The sequence below is a fragment of the Streptomyces sp. NBC_01622 genome (assembly GCF_045209635.1).
GTDB lineage: Bacteria > Actinomycetota > Actinomycetes > Streptomycetales > Streptomycetaceae > Streptomyces.
On sequence record NZ_CP109293.1, the window covers coordinates 10,807,146 to 10,825,152 of the forward strand.

The following is an 18,007-nucleotide window of genomic DNA, read 5'->3' on the forward strand; positions in this document are numbered from 1 at the left end:
CCGGGGCACCCTACCCGTCGTGTATCGCCGAGTGACCGAGTGGGCACAATGCGTCCCCCGGGGCCCGCTCGCTCTGCTTATATCGTGAGAAAATGGTGTGACAGCGGTGATTGGTGGCAGGGCCATGGTGGACGCGACGATCGACTACGCGGCGGTGTTCCAGGGGCTGCCCGGGATGGTGGCGCTGCTGACACCCGACCTGGTGTACGCGGACGCCAACGAGGAGTTCCTGCGGATGTCCGGCCGCACCCGCGAGCAGGTCGTCGGCCGCTTCATCTTCGACGTCTTCCCCGACAACCCGAACGACCCCGCCGCCACCGGCATGCGCAACCTGGAGACCTCGCTGCGCCGCGTCACCGCCACCGGCGAGCGCGACACCATGGCCCTCCAGCGGTACGACGTCGAGTCCACGGCCTGCCCCGGGCAGTGGGAGGAGCGCTACTGGAGCCCGGTCAACGCACCGCTCCTCGACCCGGACGGCAAGGTCGTCCTGCTGGTCCACCGCGTCGAGGAGGTCACCGAGCTGATCCGGGCCCGCGGCCGCTCCGGCGGCGGTCGCACCCGGGTGCTGGAGGCCGAGCTGTACACCCGCGCCCGCGAACTGCAGGAGCTCAACGAACGCCTGCGTGGCGCCCACGCCCGCGAACGCGAGGTCGCCCTCGCCCTGCAGGAGGCGATGCTGCCCACCAGCCGGCAGAGCGCGGGCCACCAGATCGCCGTACGCTACCGGCCCGCCGTCGGCTCCCTGAACGTGTGCGGGGACTGGTACGACGTGGTCGACCTGGTCGGCGGCAACCGTATCGGCGTGTCCGTGGGGGACGTCGTCGGCCACGGCCTGGCCGCCGCCGGCGTCATGGGCCAGCTGCGCAGCGCCCTGACCGCAACCTCCCGGGTCGCGGACGGCCCCGCCCAGGCCCTCGACGTCCTGGGCCGCTACGCCCATGTCGTCGACGGCGCCGAATCCGCCACCGTGGTCACGACCTTCGTCGACTTCGACGACCACACCATCACCTACAGCAGCGCCGGACACCCGCCGCCCGTCCTGGTCCGTCCCGACGGCAGCGTGGAATTCCTCGACCGGGCCACCGACCCGCCCCTCGACGCCCGCCCCGACCCGATACCCAGGCCGCAGGCCGGCACCACGTTCTCACCCGGTGCCACTCTGGTCCTCTACACCGACGGCCTGATCGAACGCCGCCACGAGGACATCGACCGGGGCCTGGTCCGCCTCGCCGACTCCCTCGTCCGCCACCGGAACAACGACCCCGAAGCCCTCGCGGACGCCGTACTCCTCGAACTCCTTCCGCACGGCGGTGCCACCGACGACACGGCCCTGATCATTGTCCGGTTGTGACCGGCGGCAGGGTGATCCCGGTCATACGACGATGCAGGTCAGCGCCGCCCACAGCAGGGGCGAGTGCTCGATGCGACCGTCCGTGCGCCAGCGGTCGAGCTGCTCGCGCTGCCAGCGGCCGAGCCGGTGCACGGGGTCCTCGTGCTCGTGCGCCGCGTCGACCGCGACGACAGCCTCCGACAACGGGCGTACGGACTCCGGCAGTTGAGCCAGCCGATGGAAGGCGAAGCTGGTCGGCAGCACCCAGCGGGTGGCGGTGACCAACTCGGCACCGTTGTGCAGCATCGCCGTCGCCGGTCCGAACGACTCGGCGAAGCTCAGATCACCGCCGCTCTCACAGCCGATGAGGGCGACCCGGGCCGGCGCCGGCCAGATCCGCGCGCCCGGCTCGCCGTCCGCGCGCAGCGGGAGCGTGCCCAGCAGCAGGTCCTTGGCCGACAGCGGCCGATGCGTGCGCAGCGGCTCGGTCAGACCGACGGTCTCCGCGGCGCAGGACAGGTGCAGCGTGCCGTCCTCGCTCTGCCCGCCCTCGACCGGCGCACCGCTGACGTGCCCGACGTAGAGCAGTCTGCGGGCGCCCTCGCGGAGCACACCGCTCAGCCAGTCCCGGTCCAGGTCGGTACGGCGGAAGGCCTCCGCCGGGGTGGCGACGGCCGGTACGACGGCGCCCGCGTCGAGATGGCGCCGGACCAGAGACAGCAGCTCGGGGTCGGAGCCGGGCGGTCCCAGCACCGAGCCGAGCGGGGAGTCGGCGCGGAAGCCGGGGACGCGGGGGTCGAGGACGAGGACGACGGGGTCCGCGTCCGCGCTCTTTGTCGCTGCGGCCGACGGATTTCGTGGCCGCAGCGACGCCGGTGCGGTGGTCACCACGTCCGCCAGGTCGATGAGCCGGACATCGTCGTCGACGGCGAGCAGCTCCCAGGGGACCTGGGCGACCCGGGGCGACGGCTGGATCCGTACCAGCGGACGGCCCGCCCGTTCCGACACCTGACGTATCTGCGCCGTCAGCCCCTCCGGCCACAGGGCCTCGGCCAGTGTCCGCGCGAGCCGGTGCTCGCTGCCGTGTTCGGCCAGCGCGCCCGTGAACGCCCGCCGCATGCCCTCCGCCCCGTCGCCCGCCCCCGGCAGGGCGTCGGCGAGTGCGCCGACCGCCCGGTCGACCTCGTCGCCGGGGCCGTGACCGGTGCCGAACCCCCGGGCTCCGCCGGCCCAGGTCCAGGTCATGAACAGATCACCGGCGTCGGCCAGCCGGATCTGGACCACCGGGCGGCTCGTCATGTCGTCGGTGATCCAGAACGGCACCTCCTCCTCGTGCACGATCCGTCGGCGATAACGGAACTCGGCCGCCGCGATGTACTCCTGGAGCGCGACGCGTCCCGGGCCCGGCTGCGCCGACATCCGCACCTTCGGCGGCGGCGAGACCCGCAGTCCGGCGGAGGCGGCGGCCTCGGCGGCCACTCCACCGAGTGTCATCGTGCCGTTCGCGTGCCCGTCCTCGTCGTTCGCGTCGTGCCAGTACGTTTTCATGGCCGCGTTCGGGAAGACGGACGCGAGGTCTTCAACCGGGGTGGTGGAGGTGCTCGGATTCAGGGCCAACGAGGCGCCCGCGCAACGGTGTTCGGCCAGTTCGAAGAGCAGCCCCTGGTCCTGTCGGCGCATCACCAGGCGGAACACCAGCCGTACGGCGTCCTCGGCGAGCCGCAGCCACTCACTGCGCGCGTGGGCGGTGGCGAAGTCGTAGCGTGCCGCCTCCAGGGCCAGCGCGGCGGGCAGTGCGAGGGAGAGCGCGTTGTCGATGGACTCACGCTCCCGGTCGCCGTGGTCGGTCCGGTTCAGGTTGTCCTCAAGGGTGCGCGCGAGCATGAGGTCGACCTGCGCGCACCGCTCGTACACCGCCCGCTCCTGATACACGTCCCTGGCTCCCTGGGCCAGCCGCTTCATCTCGTCGATGTCGCCCCGGGCGTAGGCGTGCTGGGCGCCCAGCAGCATGCTGTCGGCGGCGGCGATCGAGGCACCGAGCCGTTCGAACCGCTCCAGGCTCGCCGCCAACAGGTCCTCCGCGCCGCTGTCGTCGCCGCGCTGACCGGCGAGGAAGGCACGCGCCTGCTCGCAGACCGCGAGGTCGCCGAACCACCCCTGCCGCTCGAAGAACGCGGACGCCTCCGCGAACAGCCGCTCCGCGAGGTCGAGTTCGCCCCGGTGCAGCGCGGCGTACGCCCGGTGCGCCAGCAGTGTCTGCTGCTCACCGGTGTCCCCCGACAACCGGAAGTGGTCCTCGGCGCGCGCGAAATGGTCCTCGGCCGCGTCGAAGCGTCCGGTCGAGGAACAGATCAGACCGAGGGCGACCAGCAGTCGCGGAATGGTCTCCACCGCCGTCTCCGGAGTGGTCGACAGCAGCGCCGACGCCTGTTCTTCGGCGGTTCCCCAAGCGCCCCGGTCCATCAGCAAGTGCACCCGGTTCAGGCCGAGTTCGGAGGTGCGCAGTCCGTCGGGGTCGTCGAACTCGGGCAGTCTGAGCGCCGCCTCGTCGAGACAGGCCAGCGCCTCGTCCAGTTGCCCGGTCCTGCGCAGCAGATCGGCCCTGGCGATCAGCGTCCGCAGCACCAGCTCCAGCCACAGCTGACGGCCGCGCGGTCCCATCGGCGCCGACGCGATGCCGTCGAGCAGGGCGCGGGACCGGTCGATGGCGTCCTGCGCCGACACGAAGTCCGTGGCGGCGAGCCGGACACTCGCGACGTTTGCCAGCAGATGCGCGCGCAGGAACCGTACGTCGGGGGAGTCCTCAAGGGACTCGGTCAGGGTGAGCAACTCGTCGTAGACGGCGATCGCGGCGGCGACTTCGGCGTTGAGGTGATGTTCCTCGGCCCGGGCCAGACCGCTGTCGAACGGTTCGCCGTAGAGCGGTGTCACCGAGCCGACGCCGTCCGTCGTGTCGTCTTCCTGGTCCGGCATCCGTCAGTAGTCCTCATCGGTGGTGGCGGCGGCGATCTCGGCGAGGAACGGTGCGGAGGAACTGTCGTGCGGCAGCGCGTCGTACGCGACAGGCTGTGCCGCCGCCGCGAGGCGCTGCCGGACCAGTGCGCGGATCGCGGCGCGTTCGGCACCGGTTTCGGGACCCGGTCCGGGGTCGAAGCCGGGCAGCAGCACGCCGAGTTCGACGCGTGGCCGGGTCTCGCCGGGCGGCAGGTCCAGGTCCGCCCGGCCGGTCCACATGTCCTCCCGCCTGGCGAGGGCGACTCGTTTCCGTGGGCCGTCGTTCACCCGGACCTCCGCCGCGAGGGGTGCGCCGGTTGCGGGTGCCGCGCTGTGCGCGACGACATCGACCTCGAACTGCCGTCGTGCGCCGAGTGCGCGGGCGGTCCAGGACACCGCGGTCTCGGAGGCGTCGACGAGCCCGGGCGGGTAGCGCCGCCAGTCGTTGGTCCCCCGGCCCCGGGCGATCAACCGCCCGCCGGCGACGAGCCGTTGACCCGCCGCGAGGGCGTAGCCCTCGGACCGGGCGAACAGCGAGCCGGGGGCCGGCGGAGCGGTGGCCGGACCGGGCCGGTCCAGGAGCGAGCGAAGCCGGCGCAGCTCAGGGTCGTCCAGACCGGCGCCGTCCGCCGCGTCGTCGATCAGCCGCAGCACGCTCTCCAATCGGCGTGTCGTGTCCGTCGAGGACCCCGTTGCCGCGCGCCACCACTGGATCAGCGGGTCGAGGGCGGCCCGGTGGTCCTCGATCAGCTCGGCCGCGCAGTCGTCGGGTTGGTCACCGAAGTCAGCAAGGTCACCGAAGCCGTCACCACTCCCGTCGAACAGTTGCTGGCACTGATGGGTCAGCGCCGCCAACTCCAGCCCGAGTAGGTCGGGTTGGAGCGTTGGTATGCCGTCCAGGTGCGAGGCCGGCCACCAGCGGGCCGACCAGTGTCCGAAACCGAGCCGGGCGGCGTCGGCCGCGAGCGCGGTCGGGTCCGCCCGCACTCGTGTTCCGGCCCGCTCGCCCGTCGCGCAGGCGTGCACGGCGGCGGCGACGCGCTCGCCGTAGACCGCCCACAGCCATTGCTGCGCCCGCCCCACGTCGTGGATCTCGGCGGTCGGTGGTCCAAGGTCCCCGAGGACTGGCCAGGTCAGCACTGCTCCGGCGACGTCGAGCACCGCCAGGGTGAAGTCGGGACCGGCGCTGCCGACGGCGACCCGGATGATGCCGTCGCCGTCTCCTGCGACGCGGACATCCATGGGAGGCGGCGCCATCACGCACTCCTCGACTCTGCCGCTTCGGGTACGGCGGGTGGTGGTGCCTTAGGCGTCGACAGCGCACGCAGCGCCGACCGGACCCTGGCCCGGTGGTCCATCATCACCGAGCGGGCGACCCCGTCGAGCACCGCCCAGGCCGCCGCGGCGTCCGTCAGCGGCGCGTCGCGGACGTCGCGTCCGTGCAGTCGCACCCACAACCGCCGCATGTAGGCGGCCCAGGGCGTACGGAGGTCCTGGGCGAGGGCGTCCAGCACGCCGCCGTCCGGATCGGGGCGGGGAGAGACGGTCATCCGGCGGGCGCGAAGGACCGAGGCCTCCCGTCGCCAACGGTTGTTGACCGCCCGGTGCGCCGAGGTCCGCCCCGGCGCGGACTCCCCGGTGCCCAGCGGGTCGAGGCCGACCGCGAGCCGGCCGCCGAGTACGACGGCGACGCGCAGGCTCTCGTCGTACAGACCGAGCGGAGCGCAGCTACGGCCGACCTCGCGCCGGACGAGTTCCGGGACCGTCGGCAGTTCCTGGCGCCGGGCCGAGGACTGGAGCACGACGAAGAGCCGCTCGAAGAGTGTGCGGTCCAGCGGCGCAGGGAGTGTGGCCGTCGAGGCACCCCGGCCGACCTGCGGACGCGGCGGCGACTGCCGTTCCGTCAGCCCCAGATGGACCGGCAGCTCGGCACGGCCCCAGACCCCGCTCCTGTCCGTGCCCATGTCCGCCCACAGAGCGCGGCCGAGCAGGTCACCGTCCCCCGCCTCGACCATGGCCCCGTACTCCGGCGAGTTCCGCGGCCCGTCCGGCCCGCCGCAGGCTTCGAGCACCTCGGCCGCTTGCGCGACCACAGCGGCCGTACCAGAGGTCGTAGCAGGTCGGCGACTCTCCCACGCGAGGGCCAACTCCCTCTCGATACGGGCATGTTGGGTGTCGTCGGCCAGATGGCGCTTGAGCGCGTCCACCGTACGGCCGCCGTCCGCGTCGGCCACGTCCTCGACGACGGCCCTGGCCAACGCACCCGCACCGGCGGCGGGCACTCCGTGCTCGGCGGCGAGTTCGAAGCACCGCTGGAAGTACAGGTCCTGGGGGTTGCCCGCCACCACGCCCAGCGCCCGGCGGGTCCGCTTGAGGAGGGTGAACCACTGTGCCGTCGCGAACAGCCGCGCACCGGACTCCCGTATCAGCGCGTCGAGTTGGGCTGCCCGCTCCGGCGCGAGGAAGTCGGCCGCGAGTTCGGGGTGCAGAGCGGGCCGGACGACCAACGGCAGCAGGATCAGCTTGACGGTCCGGGTCAGGGGGGTGCCACCGGGGCCGCTCAGCGGTTCGAGACCCGGCCCGAGAGCACGCCAGGAGCCGTCGATGACCATGGCGCGCGGACGGCGCGCATCGGTCGGCTGGCTCGGAAGCGGCATGTCAGGAGGGTACGGCGTCCGAGATCGGGCGGTCGAACCTGGGATCGGTAGGCGAACGGGGACACCTAGCGTCCACAGGGACAGCGGGAAACACGGGACACCCACCCGATCAGAAGGAGGAGCCGTCATGGGACTCTTCGGACGTCGCAAGAGCCGCGAGGAGCGGGCCGCGGAGATCGCGGCCCAGGTGGCCGGCGGCAAGGGCTTCTACGGCCGCACCACCCGCGCCTTTCTCGGCAAGGAGGACTACGCCAGAGTCCAGGAGTCGATGGGCGCGTACAACTCAGGCCTCGGCGCACAGCAGTTGCTCGCGGCGGGAGCGCCGACCACGTCCGCCGTCGTCGTGTCGATCGGCGACACCGGTCAGCTGATCAACCACGACCCGGTCGTCGACCTCGTCGTGCAGCCGTCGGGCGGCGCCGGCCGGATCGCCCTGCGGGCCGTCGTCTCCAAGCTGCGGATCCCGCGCACCGGCGACGAGGTGCTGCTGGTCGCCGACCCCGCCCGGCCGGGTGCCTACCTCTACGCGGGGGACGGTGCGACCCCGTGACCCCGGCACCGCCGTACGACGTGCCGGTGACCGAGTCCGCGCTGCTCTCCTTCGACGGCCGGGTGCTGGAGGCGTTCGGCTACGTCGACGCGGCCCGGTACCACGTGTGGGAGGAGCCCCGGATCGAGTTCCGCACCGGCCGGATCCGCCGGCTGACGATCATCACCAAGTCCGGCCGGAAGCACACCGTCCTCTACGACGAGCCCTGCCTCCCCGGACTGCGCATCCTGGCGGACCTGCTGGAGCGGAGCCGGCCCCAGGCACCGGAGAGCTGACATGACCGACGACGGGGCCGGCTCCGATCCGGTGCGGATGTCCCTGGTCGACCGGGTCAGCTGAGGAGTCCGCCGGCCTGGTCGAGCTGCGGATCAGCGGTCCGGAACTGCGGACGGTTCCGGGTCGAGTTGTGAGCATTCTCAGTGAGGCGAGTCCACAGAGGACAGGAACGGAGGACAGGCCATGCGTAGCCGTGCCGGTGTGTTCATCGGCAATCTGCTGTTCGCCGCGCTCTGCTGTTGTACGGGCCCGTTCTTCCTTGCGATCGGTTGCTCCGCCTGGGACGAGGACCCCGGCTGGGGCTGGCCGGCTGCCGTAGCGGCGGCCGGGGCGGCCATGACGCTCACGATCCCCGTCTCCGCGATCATCTCGACGCGGAGGGAGTTTCCCGGGATCACGCGAAGGGACCGGCTGAAGGGCGGGGGCTTCCCGTACCGGGACGACACCTTCGTGCTGTTGGCGCCCCGGTCCCAACAGGGCTCGGCGCAGGCGCGGTTGATGCGGGCGGACGTACTGGAGGCAGCCCTGGTCCGGTACAACCCGGACGGCGAGTCGACCTTCACCACCCATGTGGGCAACTACACCCCTGACGAGTTCACACCGCTGATCGGACTGAGACTGCGGGTGCACGACACCGAAGACACCGACGGGACCGGGGACTTCGAGGTCGCGGGCGAGTGGCGGGCGCCGTCCGTGTGCCTGTCGGCGATCACGGCGGGCCGTCTGGTCGTCCTCGTCGAACCGGCCGCTCCCGGGGCGCGGCGAGCGGTCACCCCCGATTGGCCGCGCAGCGCCCTGCTCGCGGGTACGAGAACCTCCCGGCTGATCGATCTCGAAGGCCGTTCGGCCGAGTTGACCCGGAGCTCGGACCGCCAGTTCCAGCAGATGCGGATCTCACGGGAGGTCGGAGGCGTCGTCATGACCGGCGACACGATCGACCTGCGGCAGCTGGACCCGTACACGGCGGCACGCTACGCGGCCCTGGCCGACCGGTACCGAGCCTGCCCCGAGGAGCAGGCGCCGTTGAGCGAGCCGGGAGAGGAGGCACGCCGGCTGGCCGACCAACTTCCAGGTGAGAAAGGCGAGTTCGGATGGGTCGGCCGTCGTTGGTCGCGGCGCGGTGGGGTGCTGGTGCGCGCCCGCTTCCTGGAGATGCGCGGCAGGGCCACCTTCCAGGACCACGGCCCGGTCCTCGACACGGTCCTGCGTATCCGACCCGCGGACGGCACACCCCCGTTCGACGCCGCCCGGCGGCTGACGGTGCCGATGAACTATCTGACGGTCCTCCACCGGACGAAAGAGGTCGTCCTCGCCGTCAGCCCGAACGGCCGCTCGTACGTGGTCGACTGGGCGCGCACCAACCTCCTCGCGGGTGTCACCGCGGCCAGGGTCATCGCCCCGGACGGCCGGGAACTCCCGGTGGCGGGACGCCCCGAGCTCATCTGGGCCCTGATGAACCTGCTGGCGTCGCAGGGCCTTTCGGTCACGACGCCCGTCCTGGACCTCCGCAAGCGCCGCCTGAGCAGGGTCGCGGACATGGTGACGCGGGCGGTGCGGGACCATGCCGACCCCCGCACCTGTGCATGATGTGCGCTGTGGATGGTGCGAACGACGACAGCGGACAGCGACCGACCAGAACGGGCCGACCGCCCGCGACCTCGCGGGCCGTCCTCGAACGGGTGGGCTTCGAGCTGTTCGCGCGGCGCGGCTTCGACCGTACGACCGTCGACGACATCGCCGCCGCGGCAGGCATCGGCCGCCGCACCTTCTTCCGCTACTTCGCCTCCAAGAACGATCTGGTGTGGGGCGACTTCGCGGCCGAACTGGTCAAGCTCGACGCCCTGTTGGCGGCCAGCGATCCGGCCGCCCCGATGATGGACGCGCTGCGCGGGGCGGTCGTGGAGTTCAACCGCTTCGACCCGGCGGTGGTGCCCTGGCACCGGCAGCGCATGGCGCTCATCCTGCGGGTGCCGACGCTGCAGGCCGACTCGACCGTGCGGTACGCGTCGTGGCGGACACTCGTCACGGAGTTCGCCGCCCGACGCACCGGCCGGGCGTCCTCGGACCTGTTGCCCCGGCTGATCGGCCACACCGTCCTCGCCGCGTGCATCGCCGCCTACGAACACTGGCTGACGGACGAACAGGCAAGCCTGGCCGACCTGTTGGACCAGGGACTGCGGCAACTCGCGGCCGGTTTCGAGGGTCCGGCCCCGGTCCTCGCCTGATCCGTGTCACGGCAGGTCGCGCCGCATGGCGTCGGCGACGAGCTCGCCGATGAGGACGGCGGTGGCCGCCGGGCCGCGCAAGGGCGGAGTCGGCAGGATCGACGTGTCCGCGACGCGCAGGCCCACGACACCGTGCACACGCCCGTAGTGGTCGACGGCCGCCCCGGGATCGCCGGCCGGGCCCATGGGAACCGTGCCGCAGGTGTGCTGCGAGGTGCCGAGCCGCGCCTCGATCCACCGGTCGAGCAGCCCGTCGTCCGCCAGCACCTCCGGCCCCGGCTCCACGAGCCCGCGCGACACCTCCTCGAACGCGTCGGCGGCGACCGACGCGGCCGTGGCACGGGCCACTTCGCGCAGCCGCCGCCGGTCCTCGCCGGTCTCCAGATAGCCGTAGTCGATACGCGGGGGAGTGGCGGCGTCGGCGGACAGCGTGCGCAGCCGGCCGCCGAGCCGGGGCGACTGCACGGACGCCAGGAACGCGAGGGGCGCGCCGGGGACGGTCACGGTGCCACCGGTCAGGCCCGTCATCGGCACGAGCGACTGGAGAATCTCCAGGTCTCCCGGATGGTCGCCGTCGGACGCGGACAGATGGAGACAGCCGCCGAGCCAGGACTCGGCGGATGCGGGCATGGGCCGTCGGGGCAGCCATTCCAGGACCAGCTGCGGATGGTCTCCGAACCGGGCTCCTACGGCAGGGGAGTTCACGGTCACCCGAATGCCGAGGCGCGCCAACTCCTCGCTCGGTCCGACGCCCGACAGATGCAGCAGCTGCGCGGAGCCGAACGCCCCGGCGCACAGCACGACTTCGCCGCACTCCACCGTCGTACGACGCCCCTCGCGCTCGACGACGACACCGGTCGTCCGGCCCCGCTCGATGACCACCTGGGTCACCGAACTGCCGCCCGTCACCGTCAGGTTGGGGCGATCGAGTGCGCCCAGCAGATAACCGACACCGGTGTTGACCCGTATCCCGTCCACGGAGTTGGACGGCACCGGCCCGAACCCGGGTGTGCCCTGGGCGTTCTTGTCGGGCTCCTCCGGAAAGCCCAACTCCCGTGCGGAGGACCGGAATGCCACGGCGGCGGGGTGTCGCAGGTCCGTTCGCCGGATCCGTATCGGACCCTCGGCGCCGTGCGACTCGCCCTCGCCGTAGTCGAGATCGGTCTCCAGGGAACGCAGCAGCGGAAGCACCCGCTCGTACGACCAGGCAGCACCTCCTGCCGCCGACCACCGGTCGAAGTCCTCGCGCCGGGCCCGCACGAAGTAGCCGCCGTTGACGGTGGTCGACCCGCCGAGGAAGCGTCCCCGCACGACCGTGCAGGGCCGCCCCGGTGCGAGATGGACGGCGTACGGCCGGACGGCGGGATGCCCGGGCTGCGCACCCGGGACGAGTCGCGGGTCCAGCAACTCCCTTGAGAACGCGGTGCGTTGGCGTGGCACGGGCCCCCCCTCCAGCACCAGCACACTGCGGTCGGCGTCCTCGCTCAGCCGTGCGGCCAGTGGGGCTCCGCTCCCACCCGCCCCCACGACGATGACGTCCGGGCGGCTCAACCGGACCTCGGCGCTGATATAGACCGACCGGTCGAAAGAATCATGGTGGCTTCCTCTTCACTTTCGGCACCGGGTGCCATTACTGTCGACCGCGCAGCCGCCCGTATGCCCAGGGAGATTCGCATGAACGAGCTCCACTCCGTACCGACCGTCCCGGCCAACGAGAACAGGGCCGAAGAACCCGTCACGGAACAGCAGTTGATCGAGGCCGACGACCTCATCGAGGAGATCTCCATCGACGGCATGTGCGGTGTCTACTAAGCCGCCCGTATGACCGCGCCGACCCTCGACCGCGCCCTCGGTCTGCATCCCCAGGTCTCGGTGCGCCCGGAACCGTTCGGCGCGCTGCTCTACCACTTCGGGACGCGCAGGCTGACGTTCCTCAAGGACCGCAGACTCCTGGCCGTCGTCGAGTCCCTCGCGGACGCCCCCACGGCCCGCGCCGCCTGCCTCGCGGCCGGTGTGCCGGAGGCCGAACTACCGTGCTACGACAGGGCGTTGGCAGCCCTCGCCGAGTCCTCGATGCTCGTCGGAAGGACCCCATGACCGCCACCGCCGCCGGAACACGGCTGGTCGACCTCTTCGAATCCGGACTCGACGCACCGATCTGCCTCACCTGGGAACTGACCTACGCCTGCAACCTGGCCTGCGCCCACTGCCTCTCCAGCTCCGGCCGCCGCGACCCGCGCGAGCTGTCCACCGCCGAAGCCAAGTCGGTCATCGACGAGTTGGAGGCCATGCAGGTCTTCTACGTCAACATCGGCGGTGGAGAACCCACCGTCCGCGCCGACTTCTGGGAACTCCTCGACTACGCCACCGCCCACCACGTCGGCGTGAAGTTCTCCACCAACGGTGTCCGCATCACCCCCGAAGCCGCCCGCAGGCTCGCCGCCAACGACTACGTGGACGTACAGATCTCCCTCGACGGCGCGACCGCGGACGTCAACGACGCGGTACGCGGCCAGGGTTCGTACGCCACGGCGATCAAGGCCATGGAACACCTCTCCGCCGCAGGCATGCGCAACTTCAAGCTCTCCGTCGTCTGCACCCGCCACAACATCCCCCAACTGGACGAGTTCAAGGCGCTCGCCGACCACTACGGCGCCCAACTCCGCCTGACCCGACTGCGCCCCTCCGGCCGCGGAGCCGACGTCTGGGACGACCTCCACCCGACCCCCGGCCAGCAACGCGAGCTGTACGACTGGCTGTTGGCGCACGGCGAGCACGTACTCACCGGCGACTCCTTCTTCCATCTCTCCGCCTACGGCGAGCCACTGCCCGGCCTCAACCTGTGCGGCGCCGGACGCGTGGTCTGTCTGATCGACCCCGTCGGCGACGTCTACGCCTGCCCGTTCGCCATCCACGACGAGTTCCTCGCGGGCAACGTCCGCGCGCCCGGCGGGTTCACCGAGGTGTGGCGCGGCTCGGAACTCTTCGCGCGGCTGCGCACCCCGCAGCACGGCGGAGCCTGCGCGTCCTGCGCCTTCTACGACACCTGCAAGGGCGGCTGCATGGCCGCCAAGTTCTTCACCGGCCTGCCCCTGGACGGCCCCGACCCCGAGTGCGTGCAGGGCTACGGCGAACAGGAACTCGCCAAGCGCCCCGGCGACCGGACGGACCTCCCCAAGCCGTCCGGTGACCACTCCCGCCGCCGGCCCGTGGACCTGGTGCTCACCCGGCGCCGGGACCTGGAACGGCCCCCGGTCGGCGACTGCGCCGAGGACCCCCTGACCGGCCTGCGTCTCACCTAGGACCTCAAGAGAAGAGAACACGTCATGGGCAGGAACCCCTGGTTCGAGACGGTCGCCGAAGCGCAGCGCCGGGCGAAGAAGCGGCTGCCGAGCACGGTCTACGGCGCGCTCGTCGCGGGCTCGGAGCGCGGCCGTACGATCGATGACAACACGGCGGCCTTCGACGAACTGGGCTTCGCGCCAAGGGTAGTTGGGCACCAGGCGGAGCGTGATCTGTCCACGACCGTGCTCGGGGTGCCCCTCTCGTTCCCGGTGCTCATCTCGCCCACCGGGGTACAGGCGGTGGATCCCGAGGGCGAGGTCGCCGTGGCCCGCGCGGCGGCGAGCCGGGGCGTCGTCATGGGGCTGAGTTCCTTTGCCGGCAAGGCAGTTGAAGAGGTGGCCGAGGCGCAGCCGGACCTCTTCTACCAGCTGTACTGGAGCGGCACGCGCGCGACGATGGTGCAGCGCATGGACCGGGCCAGGGCGGCCGGTGCCAAGGCGCTCATCGTCACCCTCGACTGGTCCTTCTCCCACGGCCGGGACTGGGGGAGCCCCGCCATCCCGGACAGGCTCGACCTGAAGACCATGCTGAGGTTCGCACCCGATGTGCTGCCCCACCCCGGCTGGCTGCTCAGGTTCGCCAAGTCGCGCCGCCTGCCCGACCTTTCGGTCCCCAACCTGCGGCCCCCGGGCGGCGAGGCCCCCACCTTCTTCGGCGCCTACGGAGAGTGGATGCAGACCACACCTCCGACCTGGGAGGACGTGACATGGCTGCGCGCGGAATGGGGCGGGCCCTTCCTGCTCAAGGGAGTTAGTCGTGTCGACGACGCCAAGCGGGCCGTCGACGCGGGAGTCTCCGCACTCTCCGTCTCCAACCACGGCGGCAACAACCTCGACACCACTCCCGCCACCATCCGGGTGCTCCCCGCCATAGCGGACGCGGTCGGCCACCAGATCGAAGTCCTCCTGGACGGCGGCGTCCGCAGGGGCGGCGATGTGGCCAAGGCCCTCGCCCTCGGCGCCCGCGCCGTACTGATCGGCCGCGCCTATCTGTGGGGCCTGGCGGCCAACGGACAGGCCGGCGTGGAGAACGTCCTCGACATCCTGCGCGCCGGACTCGACTCGGCGGTGCTGGGCCTCGGGCACTCCTCCGTCCACGAGTTGACGCCCGACGATCTGGTGATACCGCCGGGCTTCCGCCTGGAACTGGGCGGCGGTTCCGACCTCTCTGGCCACGACACCCCGGCCCCGGCCGCCCGAGCATGACCGGCGACAGGGCGACCGAACTGGCCCGCACCGCCTGGCCGGACGTGCCGTCCGACGCGCTCGTCCTGCTGCCGATCGGCTCCACCGAACAGCACGGCCCGCATCTGCCGCTCGACACCGACAGCGTCATCGCCCACGCCGTCGCCCGGAGAGCCTCAACTGCCGTCCCCGGCGCACTGGTTGCACCGACCCTGCCCTACGGTGCCAGCGGCGAACACGCGGGCTTCCCCGGAACCGTCTCGATCGGCCACGAGGCACTGCGCGCGGTACTCGTGGAGTCGGTGCGCTCACTGTCCCTGTGGGCCGCGCGGACCGTCCTCGTCAACGGCCACGGCGGCAACACCGCCCCCCTCGACACCGCCGTCCGCCTGCTGCGCGCCGAAGGCCACGACGTGGCCTGGACCGGTTGCTCCGTACCTGGAGGCGACGCGCACGCCGGCCGTACGGAGACCTCAGTCATGCTCCATATCGCCCCGGAGCGCGTGCAGTTGGCGGCAGCGGTCACCGGCGACACCCGGCCGCTGTCCGTCCTCCTCCCGGAACTGACGGCTCACGGCATCCGCGCGATCTCCCCGTCCGGAGTCCTCGGCGACCCGACCGGCGCCTCAGCGGGGGAGGGCCGTACGACGATGAACGCGATGGTGTCGGCCGCGGTACGCCGGATCACCGCCTGGAGCGTGGACGACCGGGGCCGCCTCGCCGAGCCCGCTCACGAGGCCGTACAGCCATGACGCTGCCCGTCGGCTTTCTCGTCGAACTCGACCGGCACACCCGGATCGTGGACGGCGGCCGGGCCCTCGTCGGCGGCTTCCCGACCCGGCTGATCCGGCTGACCCCACGGGCCCAACGGCTGCTCACCGGGCGGAGGTTGTGCGTGCGGGACCCGGCGTCCGCGTTGCTCGCGGACCGGCTGCTCGACCTCGGCATGGCCAATCCGGTCGTCGGTTCGCTGCCCCCGCCCACAGACCCCCGGTACACCGTGGTCGTACCGGTCCGCGACCGACCGCGCCAACTCGCCAGGCTGCTCAGCAGTGTTGGCGACGGCCATCCCGTGATCGTGGTCGACGACGCCTCACGACACCCGGAGGCTGTGGCCGCCGTAGCCGCCGAACACGGCGCCAAGCTGTTTCCCTTGACCACGAACGTCGGCCCGGCCGGCGCCCGCAACGCCGGACTGCGGCTCGTCACCACCCCGTTCGTAGCGTTCGTCGACTCCGACATCGTGCTGGCCCCCGACACCGTGCCCACGCTGCTCCGGCACTTCGCCGACGCAGCCGTCGCCATGGCCGTACCCCGCATCATCGGACTGCCCTCGGCCGCCCCCACCTGGATCGAACGCTACGAGAACGCCCGCTCCTCCCTCGACCTGGGCGCCCACCCGGCCGGAGTGCGCCCCGGCAGCCCGGTCTCCTGGGCCTCCACGGCCTGCGTAGTGGCGCGAACCGATGCCCTCGCGGAGGGCTTCGACGAAGGGATGCGGGTCGGCGAGGACGTCGACCTGTGCTGGCGACTGATCGAGCGGGGCCGGCGGGTGCGCTACGAGCCGGCCGCCGAGGCGGCCCACGAGCACCGGACCCGCGTCGACGACTGGCTGCTGCGCAAGGCCGTCTACGGCACCGGGGCCCACCCCCTCGCCGAACGTCACCCACGGTTCATCGCCCCCGCCGTGTTCGCCCCGTGGAGCGCGGCACTCGTGACCGCCCTGCTCGCCCAGCGCCGCTGGTCGCCGCCCGTCGCCGGGGCCGTCCTCGTCGGCGTCACCTACCGGATCGGCCGCAGACTCGGCGACACCCGAGACCGTCACCGGCTCGCCGCGCGGCTCACGGCCAACGGCGCGCTGGCCGCGCTGGCCCAGACCTCGGCCCTCCTCAACCGGCACTGGTGGCCCCTCACGGTCGTCGGCTGTGTCGCCTCCCGCAGGGTGCGCCGGGCCGCGGCGGTGGCCGCGCTGGCCGACATCGCCCTGGAGTACCGACGGGACCGGGCCGACCTGGACCCGGTCCGCTACGGCGTCGCCCGCCGCCTCGACGACCTCGCCTACGGGGCCGGCGTATGGCTGTCCGCCCTCAAGGGACGCTCCACCACCGCGCTGCGGCCTCGCGTCACCCGCTGATCCACAGTCCCGGTCAGCGGAAATCGGCCAGCGGGCGCTCGGTGCCGGAAATGACACTGGGACCATCCCGCCGCGTGTGTGCGGCACTTGCGAGGAACCAGCCAGCAGGAGGTGTGCGGCGTGACGCACGAAGTGGTCGACCGTGTCGAGGAACTCGGGCCCGAACTGGCCGCACTCGCCGAACAGAACGAGAAACTGGGCAAGTTGAGCGACCGTACCGTCGAACTGCTCCGCTCCGCGGGGGTGATCAGGCTTCTGCAGCCCAAGGAGTTCGGCGGCTACAGCGCCCACCCCCGCGACTTCGCCGAAGCGGTGACGGCGGTCGCGCGGTACGACGGGGCGGCGGGCTGGGTCTCCGGTGTCGTCGGCGTACACCCTTGGGAACTGGCCCAGTTGGACCCCCGGCTCGCGCACGAGGTGTGGGACGACGACCCGGACACCTGGATCGCCTCGCCGTACATGCCCAACGGCATCGCGGAACCCGTGGACGGCGGATACGTGCTCAGCGGGCGCTGGCCCTTCTCCTCCGGGAGCGACCACTGCGGCTGGGACTTCCTCGGCGCGCTCGTCGGCGACGGCAGGGGGAAGCCGGCGGGGCCGATCTCCGTGCTCCATGTCGTACTGCCGCGCTCGGACTACGAGATCATCGACGGCACCTGGGATGTGATCGGCCTGGCCGGCACCGGCAGCAAGGACGTCGTCGTCGACAAGGCGTTCATCCCCGCCTACCGCACCATCAGGCAGGAAGTGGTCCAGGAGGGCAGCGCCGCCGAGGCGGTCGGACTCACCGACACCCTCTACAAGTTGCCCTTCAGCTCCATGTTCCCGCTCGGGATCACCGCCGCCGTCGTCGGCATCTGCGAGGGCGCCCTCGCCCTCCACCTCGACCAGCAGCGGGACCGGGTCGCCGTGACCGGCGTCCAGGTACGTGACGACCCCTACGTGCTGTACGCCGCCGGGGAGGCCGCGGCGGAGATCGCCGCCTCCCGGGTCCAACTGATCGACGGCATCAGCCGGTTGTACGACCAGGTCGAGGCCGGAAAGCCCATCACTGTCGAGGACCGCTCCAACGTCCGCCGCAACCAGGTGCGTTGCGCGTGGCGTGCCGTAGCTGCCCTGGACGAGATCTTCGTACGGTCCGGCGGCAACGCGATCCGGCGCGGGAACCCGCTCCAGCGGTTCTGGCGGGACGCGCACGTGGGGCTCCAGCACATGATCCACGTCCCGGGGGCGGCGTACCACGCAAATGCCCTCGCCCAGATGGGACTTGAGCTGCCCGAGCCGATGCGCGTCCTGATCTGACGGGATG

General features: G+C 71.9%; 16 protein-coding genes. 12 read left to right on the forward strand and 4 right to left on the reverse strand.

Going from position 1 to position 18,007, the window contains the following annotated elements:
- The first annotated feature begins 124 nt into the window (after positions 1-124).
- Positions 125-1,354, forward strand: a complete 1,230-nt coding sequence (locus OH768_RS49940; protein WP_406465761.1) for a PP2C family protein-serine/threonine phosphatase — start codon at positions 125-127, stop codon at positions 1,352-1,354.
- A gap of 21 nt (positions 1,355-1,375) precedes the next feature.
- On the opposite strand, the gene OH768_RS49945 is transcribed toward OH768_RS49940, so the two are convergent.
- The 3 genes from OH768_RS49945 to OH768_RS49955 are packed head-to-tail and all read right to left on the reverse strand — an operon-like array spanning position 1,376 to position 6,984.
- Positions 1,376-4,306: a CHAT domain-containing protein gene (locus OH768_RS49945; RefSeq protein WP_406463933.1), complete on the reverse strand. Its 2,931-nt coding sequence runs from the start codon at positions 4,304-4,306 to the stop codon at positions 1,376-1,378.
- A 3-nt stretch (positions 4,307-4,309) separates the two neighbouring features.
- On the reverse strand, positions 4,310-5,584 hold the full coding sequence (locus tag OH768_RS49950) for a hypothetical protein (protein WP_406463934.1): 1,275 nt from the start codon (positions 5,582-5,584) through the stop codon (positions 4,310-4,312).
- The gene (locus OH768_RS49955; RefSeq protein WP_406463936.1) at positions 5,584-6,984 is read right to left on the reverse strand and encodes a hypothetical protein; all 1,401 of its coding nucleotides are present in this window, start codon (positions 6,982-6,984) and stop codon (positions 5,584-5,586) included. The genes OH768_RS49950 and OH768_RS49955 overlap by 1 nt, the downstream gene beginning before the upstream one ends.
- Positions 6,985-7,111: 127 nt before the next feature.
- Here OH768_RS49955 and OH768_RS49960 point away from each other — a divergent pair, with 127 nt between their 5' ends.
- The 4 genes from OH768_RS49960 to mftR all read left to right on the forward strand — a co-directional run bounded on the left by OH768_RS49960 (position 7,112) and on the right by mftR (position 10,035).
- Entirely contained in the window at positions 7,112-7,534 is a 423-nt protein-coding gene (locus tag OH768_RS49960; protein WP_406463937.1) for a hypothetical protein, read from the forward strand.
- Entirely contained in the window at positions 7,531-7,809 is a 279-nt protein-coding gene (locus OH768_RS49965) for a hypothetical protein (protein ID WP_406463939.1), read from the forward strand. Before OH768_RS49960 ends, OH768_RS49965 begins: the two co-directional genes overlap by 4 nt.
- Before the next feature lie 184 nt (positions 7,810-7,993).
- A complete protein-coding gene (locus OH768_RS49970; RefSeq protein WP_406463941.1) occupies positions 7,994-9,397 on the forward strand; it encodes a hypothetical protein in 1,404 nt (467 codons plus the stop codon).
- 8 nt (positions 9,398-9,405) lie between these two features.
- Positions 9,406-10,035, forward strand: coding sequence for a mycofactocin system transcriptional regulator (gene mftR / locus OH768_RS49975; protein ID WP_406463942.1), 630 nt, complete (start codon positions 9,406-9,408; stop codon positions 10,033-10,035).
- Positions 10,036-10,041: 6 nt separating this feature from the next.
- Here mftR and mftG read toward each other — a convergent pair whose 3' ends face one another.
- The gene (gene mftG / locus OH768_RS49980) at positions 10,042-11,586 is read right to left on the reverse strand and encodes a mycofactocin system GMC family oxidoreductase MftG (protein ID WP_406463943.1); all 1,545 of its coding nucleotides are present in this window, start codon (positions 11,584-11,586) and stop codon (positions 10,042-10,044) included.
- A gap of 123 nt (positions 11,587-11,709) precedes the next feature.
- On the opposite strand from mftG, the gene mftA reads away from it, so the two are divergent.
- The 7 genes from mftA (at position 11,710) to OH768_RS50015 (ending at position 18,000) form a co-directional block, all read left to right on the forward strand.
- Positions 11,710-11,847, forward strand: a complete 138-nt coding sequence (gene mftA, locus OH768_RS49985) for a mycofactocin precursor MftA (protein ID WP_262058830.1) — start codon at positions 11,710-11,712, stop codon at positions 11,845-11,847.
- A 9-nt stretch (positions 11,848-11,856) separates the two neighbouring features.
- Positions 11,857-12,132, forward strand: coding sequence for a mycofactocin biosynthesis chaperone MftB (mftB, locus tag OH768_RS49990; RefSeq protein WP_406463945.1), 276 nt, complete (start codon positions 11,857-11,859; stop codon positions 12,130-12,132).
- Complete coding sequence (mftC, locus tag OH768_RS49995; RefSeq protein ID WP_406463947.1) at positions 12,129-13,337, forward strand: mycofactocin radical SAM maturase; 1,209 nt, start codon at positions 12,129-12,131, stop codon at positions 13,335-13,337. The genes mftB and mftC overlap by 4 nt, the downstream gene beginning before the upstream one ends.
- A 24-nt stretch (positions 13,338-13,361) precedes the next feature.
- The gene (gene mftD / locus OH768_RS50000) at positions 13,362-14,585 is read left to right on the forward strand and encodes a pre-mycofactocin synthase MftD (protein ID WP_406463949.1); all 1,224 of its coding nucleotides are present in this window, start codon (positions 13,362-13,364) and stop codon (positions 14,583-14,585) included.
- Entirely contained in the window at positions 14,582-15,316 is a 735-nt protein-coding gene (gene mftE, locus OH768_RS50005; protein ID WP_406463950.1) for a mycofactocin biosynthesis peptidyl-dipeptidase MftE, read from the forward strand. The genes mftD and mftE overlap by 4 nt, the downstream gene beginning before the upstream one ends.
- A complete protein-coding gene (mftF, locus tag OH768_RS50010; protein ID WP_406463951.1) occupies positions 15,313-16,698 on the forward strand; it encodes a mycofactocin biosynthesis glycosyltransferase MftF in 1,386 nt (461 codons plus the stop codon). Before mftE ends, mftF begins: the two co-directional genes overlap by 4 nt.
- 120 nt (positions 16,699-16,818) lie before the next feature.
- Positions 16,819-18,000, forward strand: coding sequence for a hydroxylase (locus OH768_RS50015; protein ID WP_406463953.1), 1,182 nt, complete (start codon positions 16,819-16,821; stop codon positions 17,998-18,000).
- Positions 18,001-18,007 lie beyond the last annotated feature (7 nt).

What these genes read in the sequence shown, in the direction of transcription:
- OH768_RS49950 (WP_406463934.1), bottom strand. Translation starts at nt 5,584, where the DNA reads ATGGCGCCGCCTCCCATGGATGTCCGCGTCGCAGGAGACGGCGACGGC.
- OH768_RS49940 (WP_406465761.1), top strand. Translation starts at nt 125, where the DNA reads ATGGTGGACGCGACGATCGACTACGCGGCGGTGTTCCAGGGGCTGCCC.
- mftB (WP_406463945.1), top strand. Translation starts at nt 11,857, where the DNA reads ATGACCGCGCCGACCCTCGACCGCGCCCTCGGTCTGCATCCCCAGGTC.
- mftF (WP_406463951.1), top strand. Translation starts at nt 15,313, where the DNA reads ATGACGCTGCCCGTCGGCTTTCTCGTCGAACTCGACCGGCACACCCGG.
- mftE (WP_406463950.1), top strand. Translation starts at nt 14,582, where the DNA reads ATGACCGGCGACAGGGCGACCGAACTGGCCCGCACCGCCTGGCCGGAC.
- OH768_RS49955 (WP_406463936.1), bottom strand. Translation starts at nt 6,984, where the DNA reads ATGCCGCTTCCGAGCCAGCCGACCGATGCGCGCCGTCCGCGCGCCATG.
- OH768_RS49960 (WP_406463937.1), top strand. Translation starts at nt 7,112, where the DNA reads ATGGGACTCTTCGGACGTCGCAAGAGCCGCGAGGAGCGGGCCGCGGAG.
- mftD (WP_406463949.1), top strand. Translation starts at nt 13,362, where the DNA reads ATGGGCAGGAACCCCTGGTTCGAGACGGTCGCCGAAGCGCAGCGCCGG.
- mftC (WP_406463947.1), top strand. Translation starts at nt 12,129, where the DNA reads ATGACCGCCACCGCCGCCGGAACACGGCTGGTCGACCTCTTCGAATCC.
- OH768_RS49945 (WP_406463933.1), bottom strand. Translation starts at nt 4,306, where the DNA reads ATGCCGGACCAGGAAGACGACACGACGGACGGCGTCGGCTCGGTGACA.
- mftA (WP_262058830.1), top strand. Translation starts at nt 11,710, where the DNA reads ATGAACGAGCTCCACTCCGTACCGACCGTCCCGGCCAACGAGAACAGG.
- OH768_RS49970 (WP_406463941.1), top strand. Translation starts at nt 7,994, where the DNA reads ATGCGTAGCCGTGCCGGTGTGTTCATCGGCAATCTGCTGTTCGCCGCG.